The organism is Ensifer aridi (assembly GCF_002078505.1).
GTDB classification, from domain to species: Bacteria; Pseudomonadota; Alphaproteobacteria; order Rhizobiales; family Rhizobiaceae; genus Sinorhizobium; species Sinorhizobium aridi.
The window spans coordinates 241,741-257,030 of the sequence record NZ_LUAV01000032.1 but is presented as its reverse complement, the minus strand read 5'-3'; the positions used below and the strand labels follow the sequence as shown (position 1 = coordinate 257,030).

Genomic DNA, 15,290 nt, shown 5'->3' with positions numbered 1-15,290 from the left:
TTTTCACGGTTCAGATGACAATGCTGCCGGATGCCAATCCGTATATGCCGAAGATGCAACCGGCGACCGCGGCGACAAAAATCACGAGCTCCACGGGTGTGAAGAGTTTTTCCCCGCGCTCGCGGCGGGCCCAGATGTAGAGGATTGTCCCCGGCGCATAGAGAATCGCCGAGAGGAGGACGAACTTCAGCCCTCCGGCGATGATCATGAAGAGCGTGTAGGCGGTCGCAATCCCGGCCATCACCAGATCGCGCCGCCTTTCTTTCGGCCGCACCTCGTAGCTCTCGCCCCGCCTCGCGATCAGCACGGCGAAAGCTGCGACGAGGAGATACGGGATAAGCGACATCGAGCTGGTCAGATTGATCATCAACGCGAAGGCGTCCTGCGACCAGTAGGTGGAAATAACGAAGAGCTGGACGATGATATTGGTGAGCCAAAGCGCGGCGACCGGAACGCGGTTGGCGTTCTCCTGGGCGAATACGCGCGGCATGTCGTCCGTCTTCGCCGCGGTGAAGAGCACTTCCGCGCAGATGAGTTGCCAGGCGAGATAGGCGCCAAGCACCGATATGAGCAGGCCGAGGCTGACGAAGACCGATCCCCACGGTCCGACGACCGCCTCGAGCACGGAAGCCATGGAAGGCTGTCGCATACCGGCAATCTCAGCGCGCGGCAGGCCCGCGAAGGGGAGCAGCGTCACGAGCACCATCAGTCCTGTGACGCCAGTGAAACCCAGGATGGTCGCCCTGCCGACGTCTGAGCGCCTTTCGGCATAGCGGGAGTAGACGCTCGCTCCCTCGATCCCGAGAAAGACGAAGACCGTAACCAGCATGGTTGCCCGCACCTGTTCGACGAGGCTCGTCTCCGGCATCCCTGTGCCGCCCCAGAAGTTCTCCTGGAACTGTGACAGCTCGAAGGTGAAGATCAGGATGAGGATGAAGACGATAATCGGAACGATCTTCGCAATCGTGACGATGGTGTTGACCCCCGCGGCCTGCTGGATGCCCCTGAGGATCATGAAATGGAAGAGCCAGATGCCCACGGATGCGACGGCAATCGCCACCACCGTATTGCCGTCGCCGAAAACCGGAAAGAAGGCTCCGAGCGTCGATTTGATGAGCACCCAGTAGGAGACATTGCCGATGCAACTGCCGATCCAATAACCAAAGGCGGAAAGAAAGCCGGGGTAGTTGCCGAAGCCCGCCTTGGCATAGGCATAGACGCCTGCGTCGAGATCGGGCTTGCGTTCGGCGAGCGCCTGGAAGACGCGGGCGAGCGCATACATCCCCCCGCCGGCGACACACCACGCGATAATGGCCCCGAAGGGGCCTGTGGCGGCACCAAAGGTCCGGGGAAGCGAAAATATGCCCGCTCCGACCATGGAGCCGACCACTAGCGCGGAGAGCGAAACGAGCGAAAGTTTCTGAGCAGTGCTGGTCATGCGGCCTCCGACTGGGAACGGTTGCCTCGGCGATCGAAAAGCACTTACTGATTAGCCCACCTTGAGTAGTGGCGCGGAAACCTTGCACCCTTTGTATTAAAACTTCAAGCTGTAAGCTTGTAGGGGCTGTGACAACCCCGGCCCCCGGTCCTGCGCGCCTCTACCGAATCCCTCGCAATCGCAGTCGCGGACGGAATAGAAGTCGCGCCGGCCCGTTTCTCCCGTGCCATTCAAGAGGAGAACCGGGATGTTTCATTTTCTGCAGAAAGAACCGCGGGCGATCCGCTTTCTCTGCCAGCCGGAGGATAGCGGCGTCATCGCGCCGCCGGTCCCGGCGAAGGCGGTCCTGCCGGACTGGTTCCGCAAGCTGCCCGCTGTCGATCAAGCGCACCTGTCTACCACCAACAACGGCCTGACGGTCAAACGCTGCATGCCCTTTCTCGACGCAATGACGACCGGCTGGATCCTGCCGATCGCCGCAACCGTGAGGCTGGAAATCAAGGACAACGGCCGCAGTGTCGAGGCGGGCTGGGAGTTCGACAGGGTCATGGTCAGCAACCACGGCGCCCACCAGGTGGCTGGAAATCCGAGGGAGCCCGCCCCGCCCTGCAAGTTTCATAACTATTGGTCGATCCGCACGCCGCCAGGCTGGAGCTGCCTGTTTCTGCCGCCGCTCAACCGTCCGGGGCAGCCGTTTGAATGCGTTGCAGGCATCGTCGATACCGATACCTATGCCGCGCATATCCATTTTCCATTTTTCGCGACGGCGCCGGATGGCCTCTATAGCGTCGAGAAGGGCACGCCGCTCGTGCAGGTCATACCGTTCCGCCGCGATGCTGCGGCCGTCACCGCGGAGATTCGCGCCGAGACGCGCATGGAAGCCACGGAACGCGAGGCGGTCCATCGCAACACGATTGCCGGCCAGGGCTGGTACCGCAAGGTGGCACGCGCTTCTCGCTGAAGCTCCGCAAGGCGCAAAAAGAGCGGGGGCCGGATCGACGTCCGGCCCCCGCTTCATTTCGCTAGATCATTTCATTATATCATTGAAACGGCCTCAGCGTGTGCGCCACAGGCTGCCGGCACGATAGCTCCGGTCGGAGCCGTTCGAGCTCGAGTTGGATGAACTGTTCGAGGACGAGTTCGAGCTCGAGTTCGAAGAGCTGTTGGAAGATGAGTTCGAGCTCGAATTCGAGGAACTGTTCGAAGACGAATTGGAACTGGAATTACTCGACGAGTTGGAGCTCGAGTTAGACGAACTGTTCCCGGCCACGATGATCTCGCCATCGCTGCGCCCGGTCGTCCGGACCGATTGTTTGGACAATCTCTCCCCATCAGCTAACGAGGGGTGTTCCCTTGCCTCGGCGGCGGAGCCTACGAATGCCGCGAGACCCGCTGCAAGGGCTGTAGTCATCCACTTCTTCGTCATGCCAATTACTCCTCTTCAAAACCGGACCTGTTCTTCGGTCCGGTGGAGTAACGGACGATGCGCGACTCTATTCCATCATGAGGATTGCGTCAGCGTCATTGCCTGACTTCGCGGAGATCGGCCAGGGCCTTCGCCTCTTCCCCGGCCTCGAGCGGCGGCCCGGCGTCGATCGCCGTCAGGTAAGCGTCGAGCGTTTCGGTCGAGGACGCTGGGGCATAGCCGCCGCTGCCGCCGGGCGCAGCGACAGCGAAGGTCACGCGCCATTCGGATCCGGCACGGCAGGCAACCGAAACGACGGTCGAGCGGTCGGCCGAGTCCAGTTCGAATTCACGGCAGAGCGCCTGCGCACTGTCCCGAAAAGTCGCGATCGCCCGAAAGCGCTGGTTGGAAGCCAGCAATTGTCTTTCCTCGCCGGAGGCAACGGTCGCTAGCGCCTCGGCAAGCGCAGGGCTGCTGACGGCCGCGAGCGGCAAGGCGCCCCCGGACGGCGGCTCTCCGCGTCCGCCCAACCAATACCCGCCGAGGCCGGCGAAGACGGCCGCAAGCGAGGCGGCGGCAACGAGCCAGCGGCTTGCCCGTCGATCGTTCGCGGCGCGCCGCGGGAAGGCCAGAACGCTGGCGCTGGGCGCACTCTGGGCAGACGTCTTCTCGGCGACCATTCTTCCGACGGCCGCCTCGAGCTCCGCCGGCAGCGGTTCATCGAGAAGCGACTGCATGGCCGCCTTCGCGGCCTGACGCGTTTCAATGAAGAGCCCCACGCGCGAGACCAGCTCGTCGTCCGTCTCCATTGCCCGCTCGATCTCGGCGGAGGTCTCGGCATCGAGCTCGCCGTCGGCGAAGCGCATCAGTATGTCGTCGGAGAAATCCGCTCTGGTCATTCATTCACGCCCTTCATCACCTGAGAACGTCCCGTCGCCCCCGTTATTCCCGTGGCCTCGGCCAGGCTCTTGCGCGCCCGCGCCAGCCGGCTCATGACCGTTCCGATAGGCACGTCGAGCACATCGGCCGCCTCGCGATAGGACAGCTCCTCGACGCAAACGAGAAGCAGCACCTCACGCTGCTCGTCCGGCAAATGGTCGATCGCGTCGGCCACGGTCTTGAGGGTCAACCGCGCTTCGGCTTCGCGGTCGCCGGATGCGCCGGCGATGTCGTGACGTTCGGAAATGTCGTCCTGCACGCCCGCGGTCTTCTGCCTGCGCACCTGGTCGATCCAGAGGTTGCGGAGAATGCGGAACATCCATGCATCGAAGCGCGTGCCCGGCTCGAAGCGCTCGGCACTGGCGAGCGCCCGTTCGCAAGCCGCCTGCACGAGATCGTCGGCGATGTCGCGCGTGCGGCACAGCGAGATGGCGAAGCGGCGAAGATTGGGCAGGAACGCTATCAGGCGTTCGCCGACCTCTTTTACCGCATCGCTCATGCCCCAAAACTCCGCAATTTGAGCTAGAAATGAATAAGTGGACGACTCGACCGTTTCCGTCCAGTCTACAGGCACTCGCCAGTGCGTCCAAGGAATGCTCCGCGGTCCCTGGCACGGCCAAGCCGATCGAGGTTCTCAGATGGCGACCACGCTCAGACTTGCCCTGATTGGACCCCTTGCTGCAATCGCGCTCGTGGCGGGCGACATCCTTGTCCCCCGAAACACGATCTCGCCTGAACTGCTGGGCGCGAGCGAAGCTTTCGCCGACGATGACGACGATGATGGCGGCGGCTCCTCCTCCGGGCGCTCCGGCTCCTACGGCGCCGGAGCGGGATGGCGCGGCGGCAGGAGCCTGTTCCCGTTCCGGGCGCTGCTGCCGCGTCGAAGCACTCCGCGGCGCTCACAGGCCGTCGCGCCCGCGCCGATCCGGGCACGCGACGAGATCGTTGGACTGGGCCTCGGCCCGGCACAGATCGAGCAACTCACGGCGTCGGGCTTCGAAGTCCTCGAACGCGCCACGATGGCGACCTTCAATTCCGAAGTCGTCAAGCTCCGCATCCCCGCGGGAGTGACACTCGACGCTGCGAGGGAGCAGGCAAGAACTGTCGCACCTGAGGCAACCATCGACTTCAATCATTATTTCCGGCCGGAACAACGCGCTGAGACGCCCTGCCCCGGGACCGACTGCCTGGCCCGCAGCGTGATCGGCTGGCCCGCCGCGCAAGACTGGGCGGGCGCCTGCACCGGCGGCACGACGATCGGTCTCGTCGATACGGCGATCAACCCCGAACACGATGCCTTCGAAGGCAGCAGCATCGAGATCATCCGCCTCAGCGATAGAAAATTGCCCGAATCCGGCAAGCAGCACGGCACTGCCGTCGCGGCCCTGCTCGTGGGCTCCGCGACTAGCCGCACGCCGGGCCTGATCCCCGGCGGCAAACTGATCGCCGTCGACACGTTTCACCGCGCCGGCCGGCAAGACGACCGCTCCGGTGCCTTTGATCTCGTGCGCGCGCTCGACCTCCTCTCCAACCGTCAGGTACAGGTCATCAATCTCAGTCTTGCCGGCCCGCCCAATCTGCTCCTCGAAGAGACCGTCAAGAAGCTCGGCGGAGGCGGCATCATCATGGTTGCAGCCGCCGGCAATGACGGACCCAAGGCCGAGCCGGTCTATCCGGCGGCCTATGAAGAGGTGATCGCCGTCACCGCGACCGACAAGCGCAAGCGGCCCTACCGACGCGCCGGGCGCGGCGAGCACATCGATTTCGCGGCGCCGGGCGTCGCGGTCTGGACCGCGGCCTCGATCAGCGGCGCGCGTCCGAAGACGGGCACATCGTTCGCCGCGCCTTTCGTGACCGCGGCAGTGGCGCTGATGAAAGCGTCGGAACCGGCGCTCGCGCCCGAGCAGATCCGCAATGCGCTGACCGGAAATGCGGAAGACCTCGGCGATCCAGGCAAGGACCCGATATTCGGCTGGGGCCTCTTGAACGCGCGATCGATCTGCAAGACCGAACCGTGAAGCGCAGGGACCGCCCGAACTTCACGCGGCATTGCAAGCGGCGCGTCACCGCTGTACCGTGAAACATCGACTAAGCACACGAAGTGCCTAGATCATAAGAAGTTAGAGCGGGATGCGGGCGGAAAACGCGCACACTCTTCCTCATCCCGCTCTAATGGTTTCAAACCGTTGCATAAGCAGCGTGGATCATGGAACTTATCGTCGCCCTCGGCCTCATCGTCTTCAAGGTCGCGTTGCTGATCGCGATCTTGCTGCTGCTGCCGTTGCCGCTAACCTGGCTGGAACGCAAGATCGCCGGGCACATGCAGCAGCGGATGGGGCCGATGCGTGTGGGCTGGCACGGGCTGCTGCAGCCGGTGGCGGATGGCATCAAGCTCTTGACCAAAGAGGACCACATCCCGGCCGACGCCGATCGCTTCCTGTTCAAACTGGCGCCTATTCTGGCGCTCGCGCCGCCCTTTGTGGTGTTCGTCGCGATCCCCTTCGGCGAGTCCGTTTCGGTCCTCGGGAACGAGATCACGCTCTACGTCTCCGATATGAATGTGGCGCTCCTTTTCGTCTTCGCGGTGATCGGGATCGAGGTTTATGGCGTCATCTTTGGCGGCTGGGCCGCCAACAGCAAATACTCTCTGCTCGGCAGCCTTAGGACCTGCGCGCAGATGATCAGCTACGAGATCCCGATGGGTTTCGCGGTCATCGGCGTGGTCATATTGGCGCAATCCATGAGCCTGCTCGACATCGTGCGGGCGCAGGCCGATGTCTGGAACATTGTCTACCAGCCCGTCGGCTTCTTCGTGTTCTTCGTCGCCGGGCTGGCCGAGGCCCAGCGCATTCCCTTCGATCTGGCGGAAGCGGAAGGCGATTTGGGGGCCGGGTTCCATACCGAATACAGCGGCATCCGCTTCGCGTTCTTCATGGTCAGCGAATATGTCATCATGGTGCTGGTGTCGGTCCTCACGGTGATCCTTTTCTTCGGCGGCTGGAACGGCGTGCTGATCCCCCTGCCGCCGGTCCTCTGGTTCCTGCTCAAGGTCGCCTTCTTCGTCTATTTGTTCATGTGGTTCCGCTTCACTTTCCCCCGCTACCGCTACGATCAGCTGATGGCAATCGGATGGAAAGTCTTGCTTCCTCTGTCGCTGGCGAACATAATCATAACCGGAATTGCTTTCTCCTAGTGCATGTCGCCCAAAAGTGTGGAGAACGACGTGCGTGGAAAGCGGGGCGGCGATGTCGCGCGCATTTGATAGAATCGGAACATGGATCGGTTGGGCGTTCTTCGCCGATCTGGCGAGTGGCTTGACTCTGACCTTCGGTTACATGTTCTCCAGACCCGTGACCATGGAGTATCCGGACAAGGAGAAATGGCTGCCCTATTCGCGCTACCGCGGGCATCACTTCCTGAAGCGCGACGCAGAGGGCGAGATCAAGTGCGTGGCCTGCGAACTCTGCGCGCGGATTTGTCCCTGCGACTGTATCGAGGTCGTCCCCTACGAGGACGAGAAGGGCAACCGTCGCCCAGCCAAATTCGAGATCGACACGGCCCGATGCCTGTTCTGCGGCCTATGCGAGGACGCCTGCCCGGCGGATGCCATTGCGCTTGGCCAGCAGTACGAGTTCTCGAGTTTTTCCTCCCGCGATCTGGTGATCGGGCGGGACGACCTGCTTGGTAAGCCGGGCAAGGCGACAACCGGCGGCGGCGTGGTGGCCGCGCGCCTCAACACGAAGAAAGACGTGCTGGTCGAGACGAACGAGCCGCAGGGCTATAACTGGTGGCGCAATATTCGGCGAACGTGAACGCGCGCCAGCTGTCAAACCGAGCGCTCGGGATAGGAGGCTTAGATGTTTGTCGGCGAAATCGTGAAGAACAAAGGTGTCGGAGTCATCGCGGTCAGTCCCGATCTGACAATGGTGGAAGTCCTGCGGCTGTTTCGTGAGAACAATATCGGCTTCGTGGTCGTCAGTGGTTCGCCAGGCATGTATCTGGGCACTCTGTCGGAGCGGGACTGCTGCAATGCGGTGGCGGAATATGGGGCCGAGGCGGCGGCGATGCGAGCTTCCGATATCATGAACCGCGGTGTGCCCACCTGTTCGACCGAGGATCTGCTGCCAGTGGCGATGGCGATCATGACGGAGCGGCGCACGCGCCATGTGCTTGTCAAGGATGGCGATTCCGTTATCGGCGTGGTCAGCATCGGCGACGTCGTCAAGCACAGGCTCGAGGAGGCACAACGCACGGAGCAGGATTTGCACGATTACATTTGCGGGACCCATTATCACTAAGCCGAACGAGATCACGCCGGCGGCATGCCTTGGCCGAGGCCATCAGCTCTCGCCGCGGAACCGTTGAACGGGCCGACTTCGTCGGTCGCTCTGGCTTTGTGAACCTCCACCGGACATGGATATTCACCCCGCCGCATCAGGCTGTTGAGGCGGAGCGCTTTGTAGTTTTCGGGAACGAAAACGAGGCCCTTGGGAAAGCGCCTGTTGACCTTGAGCTTCGCCGTCAGCTCGCCCTGAGCGGATCGCACGACGACGTGCTCGCTGTCTGAAACACCAAGCCTGGCGGCATCCTGCATGCTCATCTCGACATAAGGGTCTTCTGCGACGGTATTCAGTATCTCCGAGTGTTCGGACAGATACCCGTTGTGGAAAAGACAGTTGCCTGTGACCAACAGGAGCGCATTTGTTGCACTGGCAACAGGCGGAGCAGCGAAGAACTCGCCGGCCGGTGGCGAAAGGGCCGCCGTGGTGAATGCGCCGTCGGGACCAAGCTCTTCCTGCTTCAATCCTTGGTAAGCGGGAATCAGCCGGGCAATCTCGTCGAAAATCTCGCCTTGAGTGGATGGCTGCTGCGCCTCGCCGCAGAGCGCTGCGACGAAGTCGAAGATCGCCAGATTGCCCCGCGCCTCGAAGACGGGCTCGCGGAATTTGCGGACCTTCTGGGCCCGGCCCTCGTTGTTGGTGAAGATGCCGGTTTCCTCGCCGTAACCGGCCGCAGGCAACACAACATCGGCCAAGCCCGCCGTGTCCGTGAGGAACGCGTCCTGCACGATCAGGAGATCGGCAGCCTTCAGCGCCCGCTCGACAAATTCCCGGTCGGGATAGGACAGAAGCGGATCAGTTCCGACGACATAGAGCGCGCCCATCCGCCCGTTGACGCAAAGTTGCAGCATGGCGTCGAGATCAGCGCCGGGTTCTGAGGGGATTTCGGCGCCCCAGGCCTGTGCGAAAGCTGCGCGGGTCTGAGCATCGACGACCGGACGCGGGCCCGGCAGAGCTCCCGCCATTACACCCATGTCCCAGGCGCCCATCTGGTTGGCACGGTCGAAGAGGAACTGCAGCGCCGGGGCCTTGCCGAGCACGTATAGAATTTGCAGCAGGTTGCTGAGCTGCTGCAACGTCGCGCGCGCCAGCGGCGATCTGAGGACGTCGACGCTGACGAGCAAGGTGACGCTTCGGCCCTCCATCAGCGCGGCGGCCAGAGCGTTCGATTGGTCGCTGTCGGTCGCTGCTGGCAGCCGCCCGATATCCGCAAAAAGGTCGCCGGGCAAAACCGGGCCAGCCGCCGACACGAGCCCGGCAGCCACCGCCGCAAGGCTCGCCGCTTCTCCGCCCGGCGGCACGCGAACGACCGCCCGGGCATCGGAGTCCAGACGGGACGGCCGCGCCGAGAGCATAAGCAAGCCTGTCTGCTGCCGCCGCGCTGCGTCACGCAGCAGATACTCGGTGACTGGATTTTCCTCGGTTACATTGCCCCCAATGACCAGCACGCAATCTCTGCCGATCACTTCCTGGAGGGGTGCGCGGGTGTGGAAGCTGGCCAAGAGCGGGCCTAGCGCGTCGACAGGCGTGGACCAGCGCGACGAGCAGTCGATGTTGTTGGTGCGGAGTACCGTGCGCATCAACTTCTGGAACTGATAAAGCACCTCGTTAGGCAGCCGCGGCGAGATGAGCCCGCCCGCGACCTTGCCCTTCACTGCCGACAGGCGCCGGCTGAGATAGTCGCCCGCCTCCTCCCAGGAAACCGGCGTGAGCGCGCCGTCGCGGCGGATCATCGGCCGTTTGATGCGATCCCGGCTCTCGATGAAGTCTAGGCCGAAGCGGCCCCGCACGCAGAGCGTCTCTCGGTTGACTCCATGCTCCCAGTCCGAGCGGACCCGCATGAACTCGCCCTTGCGCGCTCCAACGGTGAGTTGACAGCCGGTACCGCAATGCGGGCAGATCGTGTCGGTTTCGTTGAGGTCCCAGGGGCGTGCCTTGTAGCGATAGGGGAAACTCATCAGCGCCCCGACCGGACAGACCTCGATGCAGTTGCCGCACTGGTCGCAGCTTGCCAGGCTACCCTCGAAACCGGTGACGGCGGTATCCATGCCCTTCTCGACCGTACCCAAGGCAACCGCGCCGACGACCTCCTCGCACATCCGCACACAGCGTTGACACTGGATGCAGCGGTTGACGTTCATGATGACGACCGGGCTCAGGCGAATATCCTTCGAGTGGAAAACACGCTTGGCGTCGCGGAACCCGCTTTCGCGCGGACCATATGCCATCACCATGTCCTGAAGCTCGCACTCGCCGCCCTTGTCGCAGATCGGGCAATCGAGCGGGTGGTTGGCAAGCAGCATGTCGAGCATGGACGAACGCGTTTCCTCGATCAGCGGCGTATTCGTCCTGACCACCATGCCCTCCGCAACAGCCGTGGCGCAGGCGGGCTGCAGCCTCCGCAGCCCCTCGATCTCCACCAGGCACATGCGACAGGAGGCAAGTGGCGGCAGCCGCTTCCAATAGCAGAAGGTCGGGATCTCGATGCCCAGGCGCTCGGCGGCGGCGAGCACCGTGGAGCCAGCCTCGACTTCCAGCTTATGTTCGTCGATCGTGACGCTAACCATACTTCCTCCCAGCCCGTCTCGAATGCAGGTTTTCAGTGAAACGGGCACCTCCGCTCCTCGATATGGGCGACGAATTCGTCGCGGAAATGCTTGAGTGCGGCCCGCAAGCCCATCGCGGCGCCGTCACCCAGGGCGCAAAAGGTGTTCCCGAAAATGCCCTTGCAGAGCATGTCCAATTGCTCCAGATCGCCGGGTGCGCCCTCGCCGGCCTCGACCCGGCGCAGCACCTTCACGGCCCAGTTCAGTCCTTCCCGGCATGGCGTGCACTTGCCGCAGGATTCATGGTGGAAGAACTCGATGATCCGGGTGGCGACCTTGACCATGCAGGTCGAGTCGTCGATCACGATCACGCCCGCCGAACCGAGCATCGAGCCGGCTGCGGCGAGCGAGTCGAAATCCATCCCGATCTCAAGCCCGGGCTCCGGGATGACCGGTGCCGAGACGCCGCCCGGGATCACCGCCTTGACCTTTCGTCCCGGCAGCGGACCGCCGGCGTGATCCTCGACCAATTCACGCAGCGGTATGCCCATCGGCAATTCGTAGAGGCCGGGTTTGCGTACCTGCCCGCTCACGCAGTAGAGCTTCGGACCGGGGCTTTTGTCGGGCCCGATGCCGCGGAACCAGGCCGGACCCCGCATGACGATATGCGGCACGCAGGCAAGCGTCTCGACATTGTTGATCACCGTGGGGCTGGCGTAGAGCCCGGCCACGGCCGGGAACGGCGGCTTCAATCGCGGCTGCGCCCGCTTGCCCTCGAGCGACTCGAGCATCGCGGTTTCCTCGCCGCAGATATAGGCGCCGGCGCCGCAGTGAATATGCACGGCGAAATTGAAATCAGAGCCGAGAACGCCTGTTCCGAGATAGCCCTTTTCGTGCGCCTCGGCGATCGCCTGCTCCAGGCGGCGGATTGCCGTCACATATTCTCCGCGGACGTAAACATAGGCGACTTCGGCCCCGATCGCGTAGCCGCTCACCGCCAGCGCCTCAATGAGCTGGTGCGGGTCACGCTCCATGATGATCCTGTCCTTGAAGGTGCCCGGCTCACCCTCATCGGCGTTGCAGCACAGATATTTCGGCCTGTCGGTCCGCTTCGGTACGAAACTCCATTTCATGCCGGTAGGAAATCCGGCGCCGCCACGGCCGCGCAGGTTGGACTGCTTGACGAGCTCGACGACCTCGTCGGGCGTGCATTCGCCGAGCACCTTCCTGAGCGCCTGATAGCCGCCGCCGGCTTCGTAACTCGACAGCAGATGACCGTCCGGCAAGTCGACATTCTTGAGGAGTACCGGCTCGAACATGGCGCTACTCTCCAGGCTGTGGTGCGGAAGCGTGCTCGACCCTCGCAAACCGCCCCGCCGCAGCGCGGAGACTGTCCAGGAGCGCGTCTAGCCGCACGACATCGAGGTTGCCGTGGTAATCGTCGCCCACCTGCATCACCGGAGCCATTTCGCAGGCCCCGAGGCACTCGACAGTCGAAAGGGTGAACAGCCCGTCCGGGGTGGTCTCGCCCTTCTTTATCCCGAGCCTCGCTTCCAGATGCGTCAGCAGGTCCTCGGATCCGCACAGCATGCAGGAGACATTGTCGCAGAGCTGCAGGTGGAACATGCCTATGGGCTCGGTATGGAACAGCGTGTAGAAGGTCGCGAGCTCATAGACCCAGATCCGCTCGACGCCGAGAATATCGGCAACCTCCTCCAGCACCGGACCCGGCAGATGGCCGTGCTCCCTCTGCGCGATCAGCAGCGCGGGCATGAGCGCCGAACGCCGGTCGGGATACCGTGCCGCCGCCGCCTCGATCTCTTCGCGCATGGTCATCGCGTCCGAACCTCCTCTTATTTATCCACCTCGGCCATCACGGGATCGAGGCTGCCGAGCACAGCGATCATGTCGGCCAGGTACCGTGCATTGCTCACCCCGAACAGCGCCTGGAGGTTCACGAACGAGGGTGCCCGCACTTTCATGCGGAACGGTTTCGGCGATCCGTCGCTAATGATGTAGAACCCCAATTCACCCTTCGGCGCCTCGATCGCCGAATAGACCTCGCCCGCGGGCACATCGAAGCCGTAGGCCGACAGGTCGAAATGCTGGATCAGCGCCTCCATCGAACAATGCACTTTGTCCTTGTCCACGGGGAACGCGATCGTCGGCATGTCGATCTGGAACGGTCCTTCCGGCATCTGCTCCATGCATTGTTCGATGATGCGGATGCTTTCGCGCATCTCGTCGACCCGACACTGCCAGCGGGCGAAACAATCGCCCTCTTGGCGGGTGATGACGTTGAACTCGAGCCGGTCGTAAATTTCGTAGGGTTCGTCGCGCCGTATGTCCCAGTCGACACCGGAAGCACGCAGGTTGGGACCGCTCAATCCGAGATCGATGGCGTCCGCGGGGGAGATCACGCCGATTCCTTGTGTGCGATTCAGGAACACCCGGTTGTTATCGAGTAGGCGCTCGTAGTCGCGGATCCGGTTGGGGAAGACCTCGCAGAACTCCCTAATCTTGGGGAAGAATTCGTCCGGCAGGTCCTCGCGCACCCCGCCAACCCTGCAGTAGGACGTGTGCATGCGCGCGCCGGTGATCATTTCCAACAGGTCCATGATCATCTCGCGCTCGCGCATGACGTAAAGCAGCGCGGTCATGGCGCCGAGATCCATTGGCAGCGCGCCGGTGATCAGGAGATGACCGGAAATCCGTGCGAGTTCCGCCATCATCACACGGATATATTGCGCCCGGATCGGCGCCTCTATGCCGAGGAGCTTCTCCACCGCCAGAGCGAAGGCCAGGTTGTTTGACGGCGGACAGAGATAGTCGAGCCGGTCCGTGAGCGGGAAGATCTGAGTATAGGTGAAGCTCTCCGCGAGTTTCTCGGTGCCGCGGTGGAGATAGCCGATATGCGGGTCCACGCGCTCGACATATTCGCCGTCGAGCTCGAGGACGAGCCGAAGAACCCCATGGGTGCTGGGATGTTGCGGGCCGAGGTTGAGAAGCACTTCCTTGGTATTGAGCGCTTCGCCTTCCGGCCTCGTGAGCTCGGTGACTTCGGTCATCTCGACTCTCCAGCGTCAACGGCCTCCTTTAAGGAATCTCCCTCGTGGCGAGGTCGGGCTGCGTCGGCGGCGGACCTTCGGCACCGAAGGGATTGAGCTTGTCCTTGTAGCCCCTCAAGGGGAAGTCCTTGCGCTGGGGAAAGCCCTCGAAGCCTTCCCACATGTAGATGCGGCGCAGATCCGGGTGACCTTCGAAGCGGATGCCGTACATGTCCCAGGCCTCGCGCTCATGCCAGTTGGCCGTGCGCCAAACGCCCGTGACCGAGGGCACCTCGGGGGGATCGCCAAGCCGACACTTGATGCGTAGCCGCCATTTGTTGGGCAGCGAATAGAGATGGTACACCGCCTCGAAACGCGGCATTTCGGGATAATGATCGACACCGCAGATATCCGAGAGAAAATTGAACTCAAGCGCCGGATGTTCTTTCAGGAAGCGGCAGAATTCGACGATCCTCTCCGGCGGAACAGCAAAGGCGCGAATGCCGTGCGCGGCGCCGAGGTCCTCGACCGCTTCGCCGAAGCGCTCGATGATCCGGACTGGATCGAAAAGCCGCTCCACGGTCATGACGCTGCAATCCGATCGAGAGGCGTTCCGGCGAGCGCGCGGGACCTCTTGATCTTCTCCTGAAGCAGCAGAAAGCCGTGCATCAGCGCCTCGGGCCGCGGCGGACAGCCGGGCACATGCACGTCGACGGGCACGAAGGTCTCCGATCCCTGAACCACGGCATAGGTGTTGTAGACACCGCCCGAAATAGCGCAGGTGCCCATTGCGATCACCCAGCGCGGTTCCGGCATCTGGTCATAGAGCCGCCGCACCACGGGCGCGAATTTCCTGGTCACTGTACCGGCGATGATCATCACGTCGGACTGCCGCGGCGAAGGGCGGAACACCACGCCGAACCGGTCGAGGTCATAGCGCGCGCAGCCGGCCGAGATCATCTCGATGGCGCAGCAGGCAATGCCGAAGGTCTCCGGCCACAAGGCCGACCTCCGGCTCCAACTGATGACGCTATCGGCGGTGGTGAACAAAACGCTGTCGCGGATCGCGTCGTTTACTCCTCCCATTCCAACGCTCCCTTCAGCCAGGCGTAGGCGAAACCCACGAGCAGCAGCACCATGAAGACGAACATTTCGATATAGCCGATGAGCCCGATCTCTTTCAGCACGACGGCCCAGGGAAAGAGGAACATCGCCTCGACATCGAAGACAACCAAAAGGATCGCGAGAATGAAGAACGGCACCCGGAAGCGCCCGCCGGCGGCCTCGCCCGCAGGGTCCATGCCGCATTCATAGGGCATGTTCTTCGCGCGATAAGGGTTGGACGGGCGCAGAAGCGAGGAGACGAAAAGCGTCGCCACTGCCACCAAGACTATCCCGGCGACCATGATAAGAACCGGCAGGAACTCCATTGCCATCATGTCGTAACGCCCCGGCACGCAACAAGGGCTTTGCTCAGGTCGCCACCAAACCAGTTCGGGGCCGAAGAAGCCGTCGCCCCGAGAAGCGACTTGGGCAATCCTTTTCTGAACTCAGACTCTATTCCGTTGAACGGAT

16 protein-coding genes are annotated in these 15,290 nt (G+C 62.8%); 6 read left to right on the top strand and 10 right to left on the bottom strand.

The genetic code is table 11. The annotated features are described in order from the left end of the window. Positions 1-10: 10 nt before the first annotated feature. On the bottom strand, positions 11-1,438 hold the full coding sequence (locus AYK65_RS23630; protein WP_081161229.1) for a basic amino acid/polyamine antiporter: 1,428 nt from the start codon (positions 1,436-1,438) through the stop codon (positions 11-13). 247 nt (positions 1,439-1,685) lie between these two features. Between AYK65_RS23630 and AYK65_RS23625 the strand changes: the two genes are divergently transcribed. Continuing rightward, positions 1,686-2,399 carry a DUF6065 family protein gene (locus AYK65_RS23625; RefSeq protein WP_046117394.1) on the top strand — a complete coding sequence of 238 codons (714 nt, stop codon included), beginning with the start codon at positions 1,686-1,688 and terminating at the stop codon, positions 2,397-2,399. Between the two features lie 154 nt (positions 2,400-2,553). Beyond that, entirely contained in the window at positions 2,554-2,970 is a 417-nt protein-coding gene (locus tag AYK65_RS32595) for a hypothetical protein (protein ID WP_046117395.1), read from the top strand. On the opposite strand, the gene AYK65_RS23615 is transcribed toward AYK65_RS32595, so the two are convergent. Both AYK65_RS23615 and AYK65_RS23610 read right to left on the bottom strand, forming a co-directional pair. Beyond that, complete coding sequence (locus tag AYK65_RS23615; RefSeq protein WP_046117396.1) at positions 2,960-3,742, bottom strand: anti-sigma factor family protein; 783 nt, start codon at positions 3,740-3,742, stop codon at positions 2,960-2,962. The two genes, AYK65_RS32595 and AYK65_RS23615, sit on opposite strands and share 11 nt — an antisense overlap. Then, positions 3,739-4,281 carry an RNA polymerase sigma factor gene (locus AYK65_RS23610; RefSeq protein ID WP_026615679.1) on the bottom strand — a complete coding sequence of 181 codons (543 nt, stop codon included), beginning with the start codon at positions 4,279-4,281 and terminating at the stop codon, positions 3,739-3,741. The genes AYK65_RS23615 and AYK65_RS23610 overlap by 4 nt, the downstream gene beginning before the upstream one ends. Positions 4,282-4,420: 139 nt before the next feature. Between AYK65_RS23610 and AYK65_RS23605 the strand changes: the two genes are divergently transcribed. From AYK65_RS23605 to AYK65_RS23590, 4 genes are all read left to right on the top strand, one after another. Next, entirely contained in the window at positions 4,421-5,800 is a 1,380-nt protein-coding gene (locus AYK65_RS23605) for a S8 family serine peptidase (RefSeq protein ID WP_081161224.1), read from the top strand. Positions 5,801-5,988: 188 nt separating this feature from the next. Next, positions 5,989-6,975 (top strand): NADH-quinone oxidoreductase subunit NuoH, encoded by a 987-nt coding sequence (gene nuoH, locus AYK65_RS23600; RefSeq protein WP_081161221.1) that lies wholly within the window; start codon positions 5,989-5,991, stop codon positions 6,973-6,975. Between the two features lie 52 nt (positions 6,976-7,027). Next, a complete protein-coding gene (locus AYK65_RS23595; RefSeq protein WP_081161219.1) occupies positions 7,028-7,594 on the top strand; it encodes an NADH-quinone oxidoreductase subunit I in 567 nt (188 codons plus the stop codon). A 45-nt stretch (positions 7,595-7,639) separates the two neighbouring features. Further along, entirely contained in the window at positions 7,640-8,080 is a 441-nt protein-coding gene (locus tag AYK65_RS23590; protein WP_026615683.1) for a CBS domain-containing protein, read from the top strand. Between the two features lie 11 nt (positions 8,081-8,091). On the opposite strand, the gene nuoG is transcribed toward AYK65_RS23590, so the two are convergent. The 7 genes from nuoG to AYK65_RS23555 are packed head-to-tail and all read right to left on the bottom strand — an operon-like array spanning position 8,092 to position 15,154. Continuing rightward, the gene (gene nuoG / locus AYK65_RS23585) at positions 8,092-10,689 is read right to left on the bottom strand and encodes an NADH-quinone oxidoreductase subunit NuoG (RefSeq protein ID WP_081161216.1); all 2,598 of its coding nucleotides are present in this window, start codon (positions 10,687-10,689) and stop codon (positions 8,092-8,094) included. A 32-nt stretch (positions 10,690-10,721) separates the two neighbouring features. Next, positions 10,722-11,987, bottom strand: coding sequence for an NADH-quinone oxidoreductase subunit NuoF (nuoF, locus tag AYK65_RS23580; RefSeq protein ID WP_026615685.1), 1,266 nt, complete (start codon positions 11,985-11,987; stop codon positions 10,722-10,724). A 4-nt stretch (positions 11,988-11,991) separates the two neighbouring features. After that, a complete protein-coding gene (gene nuoE / locus AYK65_RS23575; protein WP_081161215.1) occupies positions 11,992-12,504 on the bottom strand; it encodes an NADH-quinone oxidoreductase subunit NuoE in 513 nt (170 codons plus the stop codon). A 17-nt stretch (positions 12,505-12,521) separates the two neighbouring features. After that, positions 12,522-13,736, bottom strand: a complete 1,215-nt coding sequence (nuoD, locus tag AYK65_RS23570) for an NADH dehydrogenase (quinone) subunit D (protein ID WP_026615687.1) — start codon at positions 13,734-13,736, stop codon at positions 12,522-12,524. 28 nt (positions 13,737-13,764) lie between these two features. Beyond that, positions 13,765-14,301 (bottom strand): NADH-quinone oxidoreductase subunit C, encoded by a 537-nt coding sequence (locus AYK65_RS23565; RefSeq protein ID WP_026615688.1) that lies wholly within the window; start codon positions 14,299-14,301, stop codon positions 13,765-13,767. Continuing rightward, complete coding sequence (locus AYK65_RS23560; protein WP_026615689.1) at positions 14,298-14,801, bottom strand: NuoB/complex I 20 kDa subunit family protein; 504 nt, start codon at positions 14,799-14,801, stop codon at positions 14,298-14,300. Before AYK65_RS23560 ends, AYK65_RS23565 begins: the two co-directional genes overlap by 4 nt. Beyond that, positions 14,789-15,154 carry an NADH-quinone oxidoreductase subunit A gene (locus tag AYK65_RS23555; RefSeq protein ID WP_081161212.1) on the bottom strand — a complete coding sequence of 122 codons (366 nt, stop codon included), beginning with the start codon at positions 15,152-15,154 and terminating at the stop codon, positions 14,789-14,791. The genes AYK65_RS23560 and AYK65_RS23555 overlap by 13 nt, the downstream gene beginning before the upstream one ends. Between the last annotated feature and the right edge of the window lie 136 nt (positions 15,155-15,290).